The sequence below is a fragment of the Frigidibacter sp. MR17.14 genome (genome assembly GCF_037095735.1).
Taxonomy (GTDB): domain Bacteria; phylum Pseudomonadota; class Alphaproteobacteria; order Rhodobacterales; family Rhodobacteraceae; genus Frigidibacter.
The window spans coordinates 153,775-169,902 of sequence record NZ_JBAWKD010000001.1; the positions used below are offsets into that span (position 1 = coordinate 153,775).

The window sequence follows — 16,128 nt, forward strand, 5'->3', positions numbered from 1 at the left end:
GCCCGGCCCAGCCCGGCCCGCCGGGCGATCAAGTCTCCGCGACCTTGCCAAAACGGATCCAGACATGACCCGCCTCATCCCCGGCATTCTTGCCATGGCCGCCATCGTCGTGGCCTCGAACATCCTGGTGCAGTTCCTGCTCGGCGACTGGCTGACCTGGGGTGCCTTCACCTATCCCTTCGCCTTCCTCGTCACCGATCTGACGAACCGCCTGCAGGGCCCCGCCGCCGCCCGCCGCGTCATCGTCGCGGGCTTCGTCGTCGGCGTGATCTGCTCGCTGATCGGCAGCCAGATCCACGGCGAGTTCGGCCCGCTGGTGTCGTTCCGCGTGGCGCTTGGCTCGGGCCTGGCCTTCCTGGCCGCACAACTGACCGATGTCGCGGTCTTCAACCGCTATGTCGCGGGCCGCTGGTGGAAGGCGCCGTTCGTTTCGACCCTCGTGGGCGCCAGCATGGACACCGCGATCTTCTTCACCACCGCCTTCGCCGCCGGCCTGTCCTTCCTCGAGCCCGGCAACGACGTCTCTTGGGCGAATGAACCCGTGCCGCTGCTGGGCTTCGGGCCTATGGCACCGCTCTGGGTCTCGCTCGGCACGGCTGACCTTTCGGTCAAACTTCTGCTCGCTTTGGTGGCACTCGTGCCCTTCCGTGTGATCGTTTCGCAGCACTTGGGAAATACCGCTAGGGCTGGATAAATTAATTTGACGAACACTAAATCTGTGCCATCCTTCTCTTATCGGCAACTCATGAAAGGAGGTGGTCCAGTGTCTAGAGTGATATTGGAGGTTGGTGTCGGGACAGTCAGGGGGGCCGAGGCCTGAGGGCAACCCCACAGGCTGCAGAACCCTGACTGGGCCAAGGCGGACCAGCTCCGTCACCCTAACTGGCCCATCTCCGTAGATCTCGGGGGCCGTTTCCGGATGGAAACGGCCCTTTCCGATTATCCGCCCGCGACGGTGATTTTCCGCACGGAACATTTCATCGCCCGGGCGGGTCTTAAAATATCGCCCGCCCTGCCAATTGCTTTCGAAAGAAGCAAAAAGACGCCCGAAGGCCAGATTCCATGCTGCGCATCACCGACACGATCCAGATCGCCGACTGGGAACTGGTCGAAACCTTCACCCGCGCGCAGGGCCCGGGCGGGCAGAACGTCAACAAGGTCTCGACCGCGGTCGAACTGCGGTTCGAGGCAGAGCGCAGCCCGCACCTGCCCGCCCCGGTGAAGACCCGGCTGAAACGGCTGGCCGGGCGGCGCTGGACCACCGACGGCGCCATCGTGATCCGCGCCGAGGAAACCCGCAGCCAGGCCCGCAACCGCGAACTGGCGCGCGAGCGGCTGGCAGAGCTGATCCTTGCCGCCACCGTCGCCCCCAAGCGCCGCATCGCCACCCGGCCCACGCTGGGCAGCCAGCGCCGCCGCCTTGCCGCCAAGACCCAGCGCGGCGAGGTCAAATCCCTGCGCGGACGTGTCGATGACCCAGAGTGACCCGCACAGGCGCAACCTGGCCCTCGTCCGCCGGCTTGCCGACGGCATGGCCCGGCTGCTCGGGCGGCGGCCTCCGGCGCTGCAGGTCGCGGCACTGTGCCTGCGCGGCGGCCGTGGCCGCGAAGAGGTGCTGCTGATCACCAGCCGCGAAACCGGGCGCTGGGTGCTGCCGAAGGGCTGGCCGATGAAGGGCCGCAGCCTGGCCGGCGCCGCCCAGCGCGAGGCCTGGGAAGAGGCCGGCGCCACCGGCGCGGTCGATCGCAGCCCGATCGGCCACTACCATTACGACAAGATCGTCTCGGGCGGGCTCGGGCGGCGGGTGACGGTGGCGGTCTACGCCATGCACCTGCGCAAGCTTGAACCGCACTTCCCGGAGGCCGGCCAGCGCGAGCTGGGCTGGTTCGCGCCGTCCGAGGCCGCGCGGAAGGTGGCCGAGCCCGAGCTTGCGGCGCTTCTGGCCTCGCTGCCCGGCCGGCTGGCCCAGCGCCACGCGGTGCCGGGCTGACACGTCGGGGCAGAGCGCGCATTGCCATGCGCCGCCCGAGACGTTAGGGACGCACCCCAATTGTAACAGCCAGATGACAGGTCGCCATGCCCGCCGACGGACAGACCGAGACCCGCCAGCAGGTCAACCAGTGGAAGACGCTCGACAAGGACCTCGGGCGGATCGGGCGGCTTGAAGAGGCGACGCTCTTCATCTCGCGGCCGCTGGTGGCGCCGGGGCTGGCACTGGTCTTCGTCGTGCTGGCGACGGTGGGCGCGCTGGCGGTGTTCGGGCTCGACAACTCGGGCTGGATCGTGGTCGCGGCGGCGGCGGTGGGCGCCTACATGGCGCTGAACATCGGCGCCAACGATGTCGCCAACAACATGGGCCCGGCGGTGGGCGCCAAGGCGCTGACCATGGGCGGGGCGCTGGCCATCGCCGCGGTGGCCGAGGTCGCGGGCGCCTTCATCGCCGGCGGCGACGTGGTGGGCACGATCTCGGGCGGGATCGTCGCGCCCGAGATGGTGGCAGAGCCGCATCTTTTCGTGCGCCTGATGATGTCGGCGCTGATCGCCGCCGCGCTCTGGATCAACCTGGCCACCGCGCTGGGCGCGCCGGTCTCGACCACGCATTCGGTGGTGGGCGGCGTCGTCGGCGCCGGCATCGTCGCCGCGGGCTTCGACGCGGTGAACTGGCCGATGGTCGGCTCGATCGCCGCCAGCTGGGTGATCTCGCCGGTGATGGGCGGCGTGATCGCCGCGGCGATCCTGGCCTTCATCAAGGCCCGCATCACCTATGCCGAGGACAAGATCGGCGCCGCCCGGCTCTGGGTGCCGGTGCTGGTGGGGATCATGACGGGCGCCTTCGCCACCTACCTGATCACCAAGGGCCTGAAGCGGGTCGTATCCGTCGATCCGCTGACCGCGCTGCTTCTGGGCTGCGTGCTGGGCGCGCTGGCCTGGGCCATCTCCCGCCCGCTGGTGCGCCGCGCCTCGGAAGGCGCCGAGAACCGCAAGAAGTCGCTCAAGCCGCTCTTCGGCCTGCCGCTGGTGATCTCGGCGGCGCTGCTGTCCTTCGCCCATGGCGCCAATGACGTGGCCAATGCCGTGGGGCCGCTGGCCGCCGTCGTCCATACCGTCGCCCTCGGCGATGTCGCGACCTCGGTCGAGCTGCCGCTCTGGGTCATGGCGATCGGGGCGCTGGGGATCTCGGTCGGTCTCGTCCTGTTCGGGCCGAAGCTGATCCTGATGGTCGGCTCCGAGATCACCAAGCTGAACCCGATGCGCGCTTTCTGCGTGGCGCTGTCCGCGGCGATCACCGTCATCGTCGCCAGCTGGATGGGCCTGCCGGTGTCGTCGACCCATATCGCGGTCGGCGCGATCTTCGGCGTGGGCTTCTACCGCGAATGGCACGCCGAGCGTCGCGCCCGCTTCCTCGGCCTCAAGAAGGGCAAGGTGCTCGCGCCCGAGGAACGCGCCCGACGCAAGCTGGTGCGCCGCTCGCACATGACCACGATCGCCGCCGCCTGGGTGATCACCGTGCCCTTCTCGGCCGGGCTCGCCGCGGCGATCTATTGGCTGCTGACCCTGATGTCGCGCTGAACGGACCCGCCGTTCAGACCTGAACCGCGATGCGCTCCTGCGCGCCGACGCCGAAGACCCGCTTGTAGCGCGCGACCTCCTCGGCCGGGCCCATCGCCTTCTCGGGGTTGTCCGACAGCTTCACCGTCGGGCGCCCGTCGGCCGAGATCGCCTTGCACACCAGGCTGAACGGCGCCAGCGCATCGTTCGGCACCAGCCCGCGAAAATCGTTGGTCAGCAGCGTGCCCCAGCCGAAGCTCACCTTCACCCGGCCCGCGAACTGCGCCTGCAGCGCCTCGATCTTGTCCACGTCCAGCCCGTCCGAGAAGATCACCAGCTTCCGCGTCGGGTCCTCGCCCCGCGCCTTCCACCAGGCGATCGCGGTCTCGGCGCCCTTGGCCGGGTCGCCCGAATCGATGCGGATCCCGGTCCAGCCCGCCAGCCAGTCCGGCGCATGGGCCAGGAAGCCCTCGGTGCCGTAGGTGTCGGGCAGCAGGATGCGCAGGTTGCCGTCATGCTCCTCGTGCCAATCGGCCAGCACGCGATAGGGCGCCTCGCGCAGCTCTTCGTCGGTCTCGGCCAGCGCGGCCAGCACCATCGGCAGCTCGTGCGCGTTCGTCCCGATCGCCTCGATGTCGTGGCGCTGCGCGATCAGGCAGTTCGAGGTGCCGGTGAACTTGTCGCCCAGCCCCTCCATCATCGCCTGCACGCACCAGTCCTGCCACAGGAAGCTGTGCCGCCGCCTTGTGCCGAAATCGGCGATCTTCAGCCCCTCGATCCGGCGCAGCCGCTCGATCTTCTCCCAGAGCTTCGTCATCGCGCGGGCGTAAAGCACCTGCAGCTCGAACCGGCCCATGTCATGCATGACCGCCCGGGCGCGCAGTTCCATCAGCACCGCCAGCGCCGGGATCTCCCACAGCATCACCTCGGGCCACTTGCCCTCGAAGGTCAACTCGTACTGCCCGTCGCGCTTCTCCAGGTGATAGTCCGGCAGGCGCATGCCCTCGAACCACTCCATGAAGTCGGGGCGGAACATCTGGCGCTTGCCATAGAAGGTGTTGCCGCGCAGCCAGGTCGACTCGCCCCGCGTCAGGCTCAGCGAGCGGATGTGGTCCAGCTGCTCGCGCAGCTCGCCCTCGTCGATCATCTCCGCCAGCCGGATGTGCTTCGAGCGGTTGATCAGGCTGAAGGTGACGGTGGTGTCCGGCCGGTTGCGGAAGATCGACTGGCACATCAGGAGCTTGTAGAAATCGGTATCGATCAGCGAGCGCACGATCGGGTCGATCTTCCACTTGTGGGCCCAGACGCGGGCGGCGATATCGGCCATGGGTCAGTCCTCCAGCGTCACGCCGGCCTCGACCAGCGCGGCCAGCGCGTCGGCCATCGAGCCGTTCAGGTCGATCCCCCGGCAGGCGTCCAGCCGCACGGTCACGGTGAAGCCCAGCCGGGCGGCATCCAGCGCCGAATAGGCCACGCAATAGTCGGTCGCGAGCCCCGCGATCACCAGATGGGTGATGCCCCGCGCCCGCAGCTTTTCATCGAGCCCGGTCGGCGTCTCGCGGTCGTTCTCGAAGAAGGCGGAATAGCTGTCGATCGCCGGGTTCGCGCCCTTGCGCACCGTGAAGCTGGCGCGCGCCACGTCGAGATCGGGGTGAAACTCGGCCCCCGTCGTGCCCTGCACGCAATGCACGGGCCACAGCACCTGCGCCCCATAGGGCATCTCGGTCACGCTGAACGGCTCGGCGCCGGGGTGGTTGGCCGCGAAAGAGGCATGGTCCGCCGGATGCCAGTCCTGCGTCAGGACGACGGTCGCGAACTCGGCCATCATCGCGTTGATCGGGGCGACCACGGCATCGCCCCCGGCCACGGCCAGCGCGCCGCCGGGACAGAAGTCGTTCTGCACGTCGATGACAAGCAGGGCGTCGGTCTCAGCGTGCATGTCGATGTCTCCTCCCGAACGAGGGATTGGTAGGCAGGGGGGCCTGCCCCGTCAATGCCATGATTTTGTTGCATGGCTGTGCCGCGACAAGCCCGAGGGGACCATTATGCGCTTCCTGAGCCCGCCTGCCACCGGTGATATCGGCGACTGGCTGCCCCTTGTCCTCGCCGGCTGCGCGGTGCTGGCGCTGCTCGTCTGGGCGATCGGGCGGCTGTCGCGCCGGCGCGGACCCGGCTGCCGCTGGCGGCGCGACGCGACCGGGCGCCGGCTCGACAGCCTCGCGGCCTGGCGCTGCCGGCGCTGGGGGGCCGAGGCCTTCACCGCCAGCGGCCGCGCCCCGCGCGACTGCCGGCGCGACCTGCGGCCCCGCCCGCTCTGACCCCGCGCCCCCCAAACGCGCGCCCCCCCGACACCACAGGCGAACGGCGCGCAACCCGTCTGTCGTCCGGGGGTCCGCATCGCTGCCCGCGCGCGACCGCCACCTTTTCACCGGCTCCGCCCCCACCGGCGACCGCGCCTCCTGCCCTGCAGCCCCCCTTCCCCCGACACGCGTGGCGCACCACCGCGGCTCCGCCCGCGTGCCGCAGACGCTCCCCCTCCTGCGAACCGCATCATCACGCTCTCGCCTCTTGCCCGAAGGCCCCGCCCTGCCCTATGGCCGCACCATGCTGACCGTCGCCGCGCTCTACCGCTTCACCCGTTTCCCCGACCCGGCCGCCCTGCGCGCGCCGCTGCTGGCCGCCTGCGAGGCCGCGGGGGTGAAGGGCACGCTGCTTCTCGCACCCGAGGGGATCAACGGCACCATCGCCGGCACGCGGCAGGGGATCGACGCGGCACTGGCCGCGATCCGCGCCCTGCCCGGCTGCGACGCGATCGAGTGGAAGGAAAGCACCGCCCCCGCGATGCCCTTCGGCCGCATGAAGGTGCGCCTGAAGCGCGAGATCGTGACCATGGGCCAGCCGCAGGTCGATCCGGTCGCGGGCACCGGCGCCTATGTCGCGCCCGCCGACTGGAACGCGCTGATCTCGGCCCCCGACGTGGTGACGATCGACACCCGCAACGGCTACGAGGTGGCGATCGGCAGCTTCGCCGGCGCCGTCGATCCCGGCACCGAAAGCTTCCGCGACTTCCCCGGCTGGTGGCAGGCGAACCGCGCCCGGTTCGAGGGCAAGCGCATCGCCATGTTCTGCACCGGCGGCATCCGCTGCGAGAAGTCGACCAACTACCTGCTGGGCGAAGGCGTGCCCGAGGTCTTCCACCTGCAGGGCGGTATCCTGAAATACCTCGAACAGGTGCCCGAGGCCGACAGCCTCTGGCAGGGCGAATGCTTCGTCTTCGACGAGCGTGTCAGCCTCGGCCACGGGCTGGTGCCCGGGCAGGCGACGCTCTGCCACGCCTGCCGCCGCCCGCTCGCACCCGGAGACCTTTCCCGGCCCGAATACGAAGAGGGCGCGGCCTGCCACCACTGCGCGGACGAATACTCGGACGCCGACCGCGCGCGGTTCCGGGAACGCGCGAAGCAGATGGCTCTGGCCGCCGAACGCGGCCGGCGCCACCTCGGCGAGGGCTGAGGCCCGCGAGCGGCGCGGCCTTGGACCGGATGCGCCGATCGGCCGGCGTCACTCTGCCCCGGTCTCGCCCCTCGTGATGCCCCCGGCAGCACGCCGACCAGAGCGTCAGGATCCTCCGGTTCCCCGTGCGCCACGGATCAGCATGCCGATCCGCCACGCCGACCACGACGGCGGTCCGCGGCACTCTGCCCGCGGTCTCACCGCTCGCGACAGACCGGGCTGCACGCCGACCAGAGCCGCGGTCCGTCCAGTTGCCCGCGCTTGTCCCTGTTCACGGCGGCGATCCGCAGCCCTGACCACGACGACGGCCCGCCCCCTCGGGGCCGCCTCACATGGCCAGCCTCAGGGCGCCCGACCCAATGAGAGCCCGCCCCGTGACGGGTCGCGTCGGCAGCCCCGGCCTCAGGCCGCGGGGCGCGGGCGCAGCGGCGGCATCACCTCGTCGGGCAGCGGGCAGCGATAGGGCGCCTGCGCGAGCCGGCCCGCGTGCTCGGCCTTCGCCTCGGCCAGCAGCGCGGGATCGGCGAAAAGGTCGCGCCCGGTGCAGGCCATGATCTTCGCCGCCTGCACCATGCCCTTGTGCGCGGCCGGGCTCTTGCCTTGCGCGGTCAGCTGCCAGCTGTGGAACGGCGTGCCCAGCGCGCAGGTCGCGACCCAGGCCTGCACCGTCGGCACCGCCCAGCTCACGTCGCCCACATCGGTCGAGCCCGACGAGATCCGCGGCGCAGAGCCCAGCGGCACCACGAAATCCGCCAGCGGCAGCGCCCGGTCCAGCGGCCGCGCCACCCGCCGGAAGGTGTCCGCGACATGCTCGTCGGTCAGCGTCAGCCTGATCGCCTCGGCGAAGCCACGGTCCTCGGCGTCGAAATCGGGCGCGCCCAGCGCCTGAACGTGGCGGTCCATCACCCGGTCCAGCACGCCGTTCTCCAGCAGATCCGACACTGCCGACACGACCTTCGCCTCGACCGTGGTCTCGGTCATCAGCGCCGCCCCCTGCGCGATCTTGCGCACCCGCTCGACCAGCGGGCCAAGATCGGCCAGCCGCGCGGTGCGGATCAGCTGGCGCACCGTCGCCTTCGCCTGCACCACGTTCGGCGCCTCGCCGCCCGCGTCGAGATAGGCGTAATGCACCCGCGCGTCGTCGGGCATGTGCTCGCGCATGTAGTTCACGCCGACATTCATCAGCTCGACCGCGTCGAGCCCCGACCGCCCCAGTTCCGGCGCCGCCGCCGCATGGGCCGAACGCCCGGTGAAGGTGAAGTCGATCCGGGTGTTGGCCAGCGAACAGGCCTCCCACACCCCGGTGTAATCCGCCGGATGCCAGGAGATCGCGGCATCCACGTCGTCGAAGACGCCCGCGCGCACCATGAAGGTCTTCGCCGCCCCGCCCTCTTCCGCCGGGCAGCCGTAATAGCGCACCCGCCCCGGCGTGCCGGTCTCGGCCAGCCACAGCGCCAGCGCATGCGCCGCCTGCATCGCGGCCGAGCCCAGCAGGTTGTGCCCGCAGCCATGCCCCGCCACGCCCATCGGCTGCGGCTCGGCCACGCCCGGCACCTGCCCCAGCGCCGGCAGCGCGTCGTATTCGCCAAGGATCGCGATCACCGGGCCGCCCGCGCCCCATTCGCCCATCAGCGCCGTCGGGATCCCCGCCAGCCCCTCAAAGATCCGCGCCCCGGCCGCCGCCAGCTGCGCGCGATGCGCCTCGGCCGAGGCATATTCGCCATAGGCCGTCTCGGGCGTGTCGAAGACCCGGTCGGCCAGCGCCACGTAGTCGGGCCGAAGCGAATCGGCCAGCGCCCAGAGGCGGTCGGAGTTCTGCAAAGCGTCGGTCATCGGGCACCTCGGATCGTTTGCACGCAAGCATCTGCCCTTCGCCGCGCGGATTCCAGCCCCGGCGCGCGACAAACCGTCGCGACGCCGCCACAAGCGTTAACATTCACGATGAATGCCCTTTTTTGCCCCGGACGCGCCACAGTTGCCCGCGAAGCAAAGCGCCGAAGACCCTCCCGCGCTAAGGCATTGATAATGCTGTCAATCATCGGATGCATAACTCAGAAGCACGATCCCGTGCTGGTTGTCCTCGCCGCGCTCATCTGCGGTCTGGGCAGCTGGGTGACGGCCAGGCTCTACCGCCACGGCCGACAACGCACCGACCGTCATGCCGTGCTCTGGCAGCTGCTCACCGCGCTCGTCGCCGGGGTCTCGATCTGGTGCACGCATTTCATCGCCATGCTCGGCTACCGCGCCGAGGTGCCGGTCGCCTTCGACCTGCCGCTGACCGTGACCTCGCTGATCATCGCCAACATGGGCACCGCCATCGGCCTGATCCTCGCCGCGCGGATCCGCTTCCGCGGCGCGCCGCTGGTCGGCGGCGCGGTGGTCGGCCTGTCGATCGCGGCCATGCACTACGCCGGCATGATCGCCTACCGCGTGCAGGGCGCGGTGCAGTGGGACATCGGCTACCTGCTGGTCTCGATCCTGGTCGCGGTCTCGATCTCGGCGCTGGCGCTGCGGCTCGGCGGCCGCCCCGGCCGCTGGGGCGAGCCGTTGATGGCCGCCACCCTGACCGTCGCGATCGTGGCGCTGCACTTCACCGGGATGACCGCCTTCGCCGTCTCGCCGATGGACCTGCCCGGCGACTACGTGAACCCCGAGGCGCTGCGCGTGCTCGCCCTCGCCGTGGCCGGGGTCGCCACGCTGATCGTGCTGGTGGGGCTCTTCTGCCACGCGATCGAGACGCGGCTGCGCACCGCCTCGATCGCCGAGCTGACCGCGGCCCGCAACGCCGCCGAAAGCGCCAGCCGCGCCAAGTCGGAATTCATGAGCGTGCTCAGCCACGAGCTGCGCACCCCCCTGACCGTGGTCATGGGCTATGCCGCGATCCTCGCCCGGCTGAAAGAGGCGCAGATCTCGCGCGCCAATGCCGCCGGCGGCCCGATCGACCTGCAGGCGGTGCGCATGGGCGATCAGGCAGAGCTCTACGGCGGCAAGATCATGACCGCCGCCACCCACCTTCTGGGCCTGATCAACGAGATCCTCGACTATAGCAGCCTCGAGTTCGACGACCCGAAGCTGCAGCGCGAATCCGTGCCGATGCGCGACCTGCTCGAGGAAACCGCCGAAAACTTCCGCGACAAGGCGGCAGAGCGCGACGCGACGCTGCACATCGACTGCGACACGACCGTGGCCTTCGCCGACCGCGCGCGGCTGTCCCGGATCCTGTCGAACCTCGTGGGCAACGCGCTGCGATTCTCGGGCTCGGACGACATCATCCTGCGCGTGGCGCGCGCCAAGCGCGGCTTCGTGCTCGAGGTCGAGGACTGGGGCTGCGGCATCCCGCCCGAGGATCACGAGCGCATCTTCCAGGCCTTCCAGCAGCTGGAACTGGCCGACAACCGCAAGGAAGGCGGCACCGGGCTCGGCCTCGCGATCTGCCGCAAGCTGGCGCAGGCCCATGGCGGCGAGATCGCGGTGCAGAGCACGCCCGGCGCGGGCAGCCTCTTCACCGTCACCTTCCCGCCCGAGGCGCTGGACACCGCCGCCTCGGACGCGGCGCTGGGCCGCGCGGCGCTGACCGGCCCGCTGCGCCCGCGCCTGCCGCGGATCGACACCTGGCTGAAGCGCGAGCAGCGCACCGGCACCCACGGCCGCTGACGCGCCCGGGCGGGCCCGTCCCGCCCGGCGCCGGCCCAGCCCGGCACAAGCCCCGCGCGACATCCGGGCCGGCTTCCGCCTCGGCAGCCGCCCCTGCGCGCTTCCCTACGACTACACCGGCCCCCGCCCGGCATCCGCCCCCAGTCCCCGCTTCAGCACCCGCCGCAGCACTCCCTCCGACAGCGGCACCGCCCCCGCTCCGCCCGGCAGTCTTCCCGGTCACCGCTCGAGCACCCACTCTGGCAACCCTCCGTGTCGGTGCTTCGGCACCCGCCCCGGCATGCGTCCCGACAGCGACACCGCCGCCCAGCCCGGCATCCGTCCCGGCCTCCGCATCAGCACCCGCCGCGGCGCATCACCCGACAGCGACACCCCCGCCCGGCGTCCGCCCCCGGGCTTCAGCATCTGCACCCGCCGCGGCACTCCCCCGACGCCGACACCGGCCCCGCCCGGCACACGTCCCGCCCGCTCATCCGGCAGTCTCCCCCGGCAGTCTCCACGAAACCGGCCCTACTGATAACGGCGGCAGCGCCGGGGCCGGCCCGACGCGCCACGGCGGCGACATTCCCCGCCCTGACGGCAAAGTTCATGGACAGTTCCGCGATTTGCCCCCATGACTCGCGCCAAACCAGTCCCCGGCCCCGATGTTCCGCACCCTCGCGACCCTCTCCGTCACCCCGCGCACGCCCGCGTGGCGCTGGAGCGCCTCGGTCCTCGCCGTGCTGGTGGCCTTCATCCTGCGTTATTTCGGCGATCCCTACTTCCCGCCGGGCTTCCCCTATCTGACCTTCTTCCCCGCGGTGATCCTGACCACCTTCTTCGCCGGCCTCTGGCCGGGGATCGCCTGTGCGCTCGCCTGCGGGGTGCTGGCCTGGTACTTCTTCATCCCGCCCTACAATTCCTTCGACCTGACCGGCACCACCTCGGTCGCGCTGGGCTTCTATGCCTTCATCTGCGCCACCGACATCGCCATCCTGGAAATGATGCGCCGTGCCCTCACCGGCCAGCGCGAGGCGCATGACCTCGCCGCCGAAGAGGCCGAGGCTCGCCGCCTGATGTTCCACGAACTTCAGCACCGCGTCTCGAACAACCTCGCCGCCATCGCCTCGCTGCTGAAGATCCAGCGCCGCCAGATCGCCGATCCCGGCGCCGCCCGCGCGCTGGACGAGGCGGTGAACCGCATCAACCTCGTGGCCCGCATGCAGCGGATGCTGCACGACCCCGACATCCAGCGCGTCGATTTCGCCCGCTTCCTGCGCGAAATGGCCGCCGACGTGCTGAAAACCTCGGGCGCCGAGACCCGGATCGAGCTTGCCCTCGACGCCCGCCCGCTGACCATCGGCGCCCAGCAGGCGACCCAGCTGGGCCTGATCGCCACCGAGTTCATCGCCAATGCCGTCGAGCACGGCTTCCCCGGCGACCGCCGCGGCCGCCTGACGATCCGCTGCACCCCGCGCGAGGGCGACCGCGCGCTCCTCGAAGTGGCCGACGACGGCCCCGGCCTGCCCGAGGGCTTCTCGCCCGAGGACAGCCGCTCGCTCGGCCTCGTCATCGTGCGCCAGTTCGCCACCCAGCTCGACGCCGAGGTCGAGATGCGCAACGGCGCCTCCGGCGGCTGCGTCTCGCGGCTCGACTTCCCGGTGATCCGCGCCGCCTGAGGCCAGCCCGACCCAGATCTTGTGGATAAGCCGCGCGGGCCACCCCAGATTAGGCCCGGCCGGATTGACTCCGCCGCACCGGACGGCAAGGATGGCCGTCCCATTTCCGACGCCCCTTCCCGACCCAAGGACTGCCCCTTGCGCTTCACGCGGCTCAGACTGAACGGCTTCAAGAGCTTCGTCGACCCGACCGACCTCGTGATCCACGAAGGCCTGACCGGCGTCGTCGGCCCGAACGGCTGCGGTAAGTCGAACCTGCTCGAAGCCCTGCGCTGGGTGATGGGCGAAACCCGCCCCACCGCGATGCGCGGCGAGGGGATGGAAGACGTGATCTTCGCCGGCGCCGCCACCCGCGGCGCGCGCAACTTCGCCGAAGTCGCGCTGACCATCGACAACTCGGAACGCCTCGCCCCCTCGGGCTTCAACGACGCCGACCAGCTCGAGATCATCCGCCGCATCACCCGTGACGCGGGCTCGGCCTACAAGGTCAACGTCAAGGACGTCCGCGCCCGCGACGTGCAGATGCTGTTTGCCGACGCCTCGACCGGCTCGACCTCGCCCGCGCTGGTGCGTCAGGGCCAGATCTCGGAACTGATCAACGCCAAGCCCAAGAACCGCCGCCGCATCCTCGAAGAGGCCGCCGGCATCTCGGGCCTCTACCAGCGCCGGCACGAGGCCGAACTGCGCCTGAACGCGGCCGAAACCAACCTCACCCGCGTAGATGACGTGGTCGAGGGGCTCGCGGGCCAGCTCGCGCAGCTGAACCGGCAGGCCAAGCAGGCCGCCCGCTACCGCGAGATCGGCGAGGCGCTCCGCAAGGCCGAAGGCATGCTGCTCTGGCGCCGCTGGCGCGAGGCCGACCAGCTGCGCGCCGTCGCCGAACAGGACCTGACCGCCCGCATCCGCGCCGCCGCCCAGTCCGAACAGGCCGCCCGCGCCGCGACCGAGGCACGCGCCGCCGCCGAAGCCGGCCTGCCCCCCCTGCGCGAGGAAGAAGCGATCGCCGCCGCGATCCTGCAGCGCCTGATGGTCACCCGCGACGGGCTGAACGACGAAGAGGCCCGCGCCCGCCAGACGATCGAGACCCTGACCGCCCGCCTCGCGCAGATCGACCGCGACATGGAACGCGAGGCCGGCCTCAACCGCGACGCGGGCGAGACGATGCAGCGCCTCGAATGGGAACAGGCGCAGATCCTGAAGGCGACCGAGGGCCATGACGACAAGCTCGCCGAGGCCGCCGAACTGGCCCGCGAAGCCTCGGCCGCGCTCGGCGACCGCGAGGGCGCGCTGCAGCAGCTGACCGAGGACATGGCCCGGCTGTCGGCCCGCCACCAGTCCGCGCAGCGGATGCAGGCCGATGCCCGCACCGGCCTCGCCCGCGCCGAGCAATCGCGCGAGACCGCCGCCCGTGCCGAGGCCGAGGCCGCAGATGCCCAGTCCCGCGCCGCCGAGGCCGCCGAGGCCGCGATCTACGCCGCCGAAGAGGCGCAGGCCGCCGCCGAAGCGGCCGAGGAACAGCTGATCGCCGCCGAGGAAGCCCGGGCCGAGATCCAGACCCGCGAGGCCGAGGCCCGCGCCCAGCGTTCCGGCGCCGAGGGCGAGGCGAACGCACTGCGCGCCGAGGTCACCGCCCTTGCCCGCCTCGTCGAACGAGAGGCCCGCGCCGGCAGCCAGTTGCTCGACAAGGTCCGCGTCGAAACCGGGTATGAGGCCGCGCTCGGTGCGGCGCTGGCCGACGACCTGCGCGCCCCCGTCGTGGCCGAAGACCAGCCCTCGGGCTGGGTCGCGCTCTCGGCCTACAGCGTCCCGCAGCGCCTGCCCGAGGGGGTGGAGCCGCTCTCGAACCATGTCGACGTGCCGCTCGCGCTCGGCCGCCGCATCGGCCAGATCGGCATCGTCACCCGCGCCGAGGGCGCCGTGCGGCAGGCCGAGTTGAAGCCCGGCCAGCGCCTCGTCAGCCTCGAGGGCGACCTCTGGCGCTGGGACGGCTTCCGCGCCGCCGCCGAAGACGCGCCCTCGGCCGCCGCCCTGCGCCTGCGCCAGCTGAACCGGCTCGTGGAACTCAAGCGCGACCTCGAAGAGGCCGGCGCCCGCGCCGCCGGGGCCGGACAGGCGCATGAACACCTGACCCGCGCCCTGGCCGAGGCGACCCGTGCCGACACCGCCGCCCGCGAGGCCCGCCGCGACGCCGACCGCCGCGTGGCGGACGCGAGCCGCGCCCAAAGCCGGGCCGAGGCCGACCGCTCCGTCGCCGGCGGCAAGCAGGAAAGCGCCCGCATCGCCCGCGCCCGGGCCGAGGAAGAGGTCGAGGAAGCCCGCGCCCGGCTCGAGGACGCCGCCGCCGCGACCGAGGACCTGCCCGAACTCGACGAGGCCCGCCACGCGGTCGAGGACCTGCGCCACACCGTCGAGGCCGCCCGCATCGCGATGCTGTCGCGCCGCGCGCAGGCCGACGAGATCCGCCGCGAGGGCGAGGCCCGCACCCGCCGCCGGCAGGAGATCACCAAGGAGATCTCGGGCTGGCGGCTGCGGCTGGAAACGGCCGAAAAGCGCTCGCACGAACTGACCGAACGCCGCGCCGAGACCGCCGAGGCCCTCGACGAGGCCCAGGCCGCGCCCGAGGAAATCGCGATCCGCCGCGAGGATCTGGCCGAGCAGATCGCCACCGCCGAAGCCCGCCGCGACCTCGCCACCGAACGGCTGCAGACCGCCGAACGCGCCCTGCGCGCCGCGCAGGATGCCGAGCGCGAAGCCGAACGCGCCGGCGGCGAGGCCCGCGAATCCCGCGCCCGCGCCGAGGCCCGCGCCGAGGCCGCGCGCGAGACCGTCGCCGCCGCCGCCGAGCGCATCCGCGAAGAGACCGAATTCCTGCCGCTCGAGCTTCTCGCCTCGCTCGACACCGACCCCGACACGATCCCGGATGCCGAGACGCTCGACGCAGAGGTCAACCGCCTGAAGCGCCAGCGCGAAGCCTTGGGCGCCGTAAACCTGCGCGCCGAGGAGGATGCGAAAGCGGTCGAAGAGGAACACGGCGGCCTCGTGAAGGAGAAGGCCGATCTCGAAGAGGCGATCCGCAAGCTGCGCTCCGGCATCGCCAGCCTCAACCGCGAGGGCCGCGAGCGCCTGCTGACCGCCTTCGAGCAGGTGAACGCCAGCTTCCGCACCCTCTTCACCCATCTCTTCGGCGGCGGCGAGGCGAACCTCGTTCTGGTCGAAAGCGACGACCCGCTGGAAGCCGGGCTCGAGATCATGTGCCAGCCCCCCGGCAAGAAGCTGGCGACGCTCTCGCTCCTCTCGGGCGGCGAGCAGACGCTGACCGCGCTCGCGCTGATCTTCGCGGTCTTCCTCGCCAACCCCGCCCCGATCTGCGTCCTCGACGAGGTCGACGCGCCCTTGGACGACGCCAACGTCACCCGCTTCTGCGACCTCCTCGACGAGATGACGCGCCGCACCGACACCCGCTTCCTGATCATCACCCACCACGCGGTGACGATGAGCCGGATGGACCGCCTCTTCGGCGTCACCATGCAGGAACAGGGTGTCAGCCAGCTGGTCTCGGTCGACCTCAAGCGCGCCGAGGCCCTCGTCGCCTGACCCCCGCCCGCGCGTCCTTCGGCTTGGCGCAAATACTCCGGGGCAGCGGGCAAGGCCCGCGGGGGCAGCGCCCCCTCTTGCCCTTCCGGCTTTCGCATTGGCCCAAATATCCCGGGGGAGTCGCGGCCCCGGGCCGCGACGGGGGCAGCGCCCCCCTCTTAAC

General features: G+C 71.3%; 12 protein-coding genes. 9 read left to right on the plus strand and 3 right to left on the minus strand.

Annotation, left to right across the window (positions count from 1 at the left end):
• Positions 1–64 precede the first annotated feature (64 nt).
• From V8J36_RS00680 to V8J36_RS00695, 4 genes are all read left to right on the plus strand, one after another.
• Positions 65–694 carry a queuosine precursor transporter gene (locus tag V8J36_RS00680; RefSeq protein WP_336465327.1) on the plus strand — a complete coding sequence of 210 codons (630 nt, stop codon included), beginning with the start codon at positions 65–67 and terminating at the stop codon, positions 692–694.
• A 368-nt stretch (positions 695–1,062) separates the two neighbouring features.
• Complete coding sequence (gene arfB, locus V8J36_RS00685; protein WP_336465328.1) at positions 1,063–1,485, plus strand: alternative ribosome rescue aminoacyl-tRNA hydrolase ArfB; 423 nt, start codon at positions 1,063–1,065, stop codon at positions 1,483–1,485.
• The gene (locus V8J36_RS00690; protein WP_336465329.1) at positions 1,472–1,990 is read left to right on the plus strand and encodes an NUDIX hydrolase; all 519 of its coding nucleotides are present in this window, start codon (positions 1,472–1,474) and stop codon (positions 1,988–1,990) included. The genes arfB and V8J36_RS00690 overlap by 14 nt, the downstream gene beginning before the upstream one ends.
• A gap of 86 nt (positions 1,991–2,076) precedes the next feature.
• The gene (locus V8J36_RS00695) at positions 2,077–3,570 is read left to right on the plus strand and encodes an inorganic phosphate transporter (protein WP_336465330.1); all 1,494 of its coding nucleotides are present in this window, start codon (positions 2,077–2,079) and stop codon (positions 3,568–3,570) included.
• Between the two features lie 13 nt (positions 3,571–3,583).
• Here V8J36_RS00695 and pncB read toward each other — a convergent pair whose 3' ends face one another.
• Complete coding sequence (gene pncB, locus V8J36_RS00700; protein ID WP_336465331.1) at positions 3,584–4,876, minus strand: nicotinate phosphoribosyltransferase; 1,293 nt, start codon at positions 4,874–4,876, stop codon at positions 3,584–3,586.
• Positions 4,877–4,879: 3 nt separating this feature from the next.
• Positions 4,880–5,488 (minus strand): bifunctional nicotinamidase/pyrazinamidase, encoded by a 609-nt coding sequence (gene pncA, locus V8J36_RS00705; protein WP_336465332.1) that lies wholly within the window; start codon positions 5,486–5,488, stop codon positions 4,880–4,882.
• A 106-nt stretch (positions 5,489–5,594) separates the two neighbouring features.
• Here pncA and V8J36_RS00710 point away from each other — a divergent pair, with 106 nt between their 5' ends.
• Complete coding sequence (locus tag V8J36_RS00710) at positions 5,595–5,867, plus strand: hypothetical protein (RefSeq protein WP_336465333.1); 273 nt, start codon at positions 5,595–5,597, stop codon at positions 5,865–5,867.
• 286 nt (positions 5,868–6,153) lie between these two features.
• The gene (gene trhO / locus V8J36_RS00715) at positions 6,154–7,059 is read left to right on the plus strand and encodes an oxygen-dependent tRNA uridine(34) hydroxylase TrhO (protein ID WP_336466161.1); all 906 of its coding nucleotides are present in this window, start codon (positions 6,154–6,156) and stop codon (positions 7,057–7,059) included.
• A 402-nt stretch (positions 7,060–7,461) separates the two neighbouring features.
• Here the strand turns inward: trhO and V8J36_RS00720 are convergent, their stop codons facing one another.
• The gene (locus tag V8J36_RS00720; protein ID WP_336465334.1) at positions 7,462–8,892 is read right to left on the minus strand and encodes a M20 family metallopeptidase; all 1,431 of its coding nucleotides are present in this window, start codon (positions 8,890–8,892) and stop codon (positions 7,462–7,464) included.
• Positions 8,893–9,126: 234 nt separating this feature from the next.
• On the opposite strand from V8J36_RS00720, the gene V8J36_RS00725 reads away from it, so the two are divergent.
• The 3 genes from V8J36_RS00725 (at position 9,127) to smc (ending at position 15,965) form a co-directional block, all read left to right on the plus strand.
• Positions 9,127–10,713, plus strand: coding sequence for a sensor histidine kinase (locus V8J36_RS00725; protein ID WP_336465335.1), 1,587 nt, complete (start codon positions 9,127–9,129; stop codon positions 10,711–10,713).
• A 644-nt stretch (positions 10,714–11,357) separates the two neighbouring features.
• A complete protein-coding gene (locus tag V8J36_RS00730) occupies positions 11,358–12,371 on the plus strand; it encodes a sensor histidine kinase (protein ID WP_336465336.1) in 1,014 nt (337 codons plus the stop codon).
• A 138-nt stretch (positions 12,372–12,509) separates the two neighbouring features.
• Complete coding sequence (gene smc, locus V8J36_RS00735) at positions 12,510–15,965, plus strand: chromosome segregation protein SMC (protein WP_336465337.1); 3,456 nt, start codon at positions 12,510–12,512, stop codon at positions 15,963–15,965.
• The last annotated feature ends 163 nt before the right edge of the window (positions 15,966–16,128 follow it).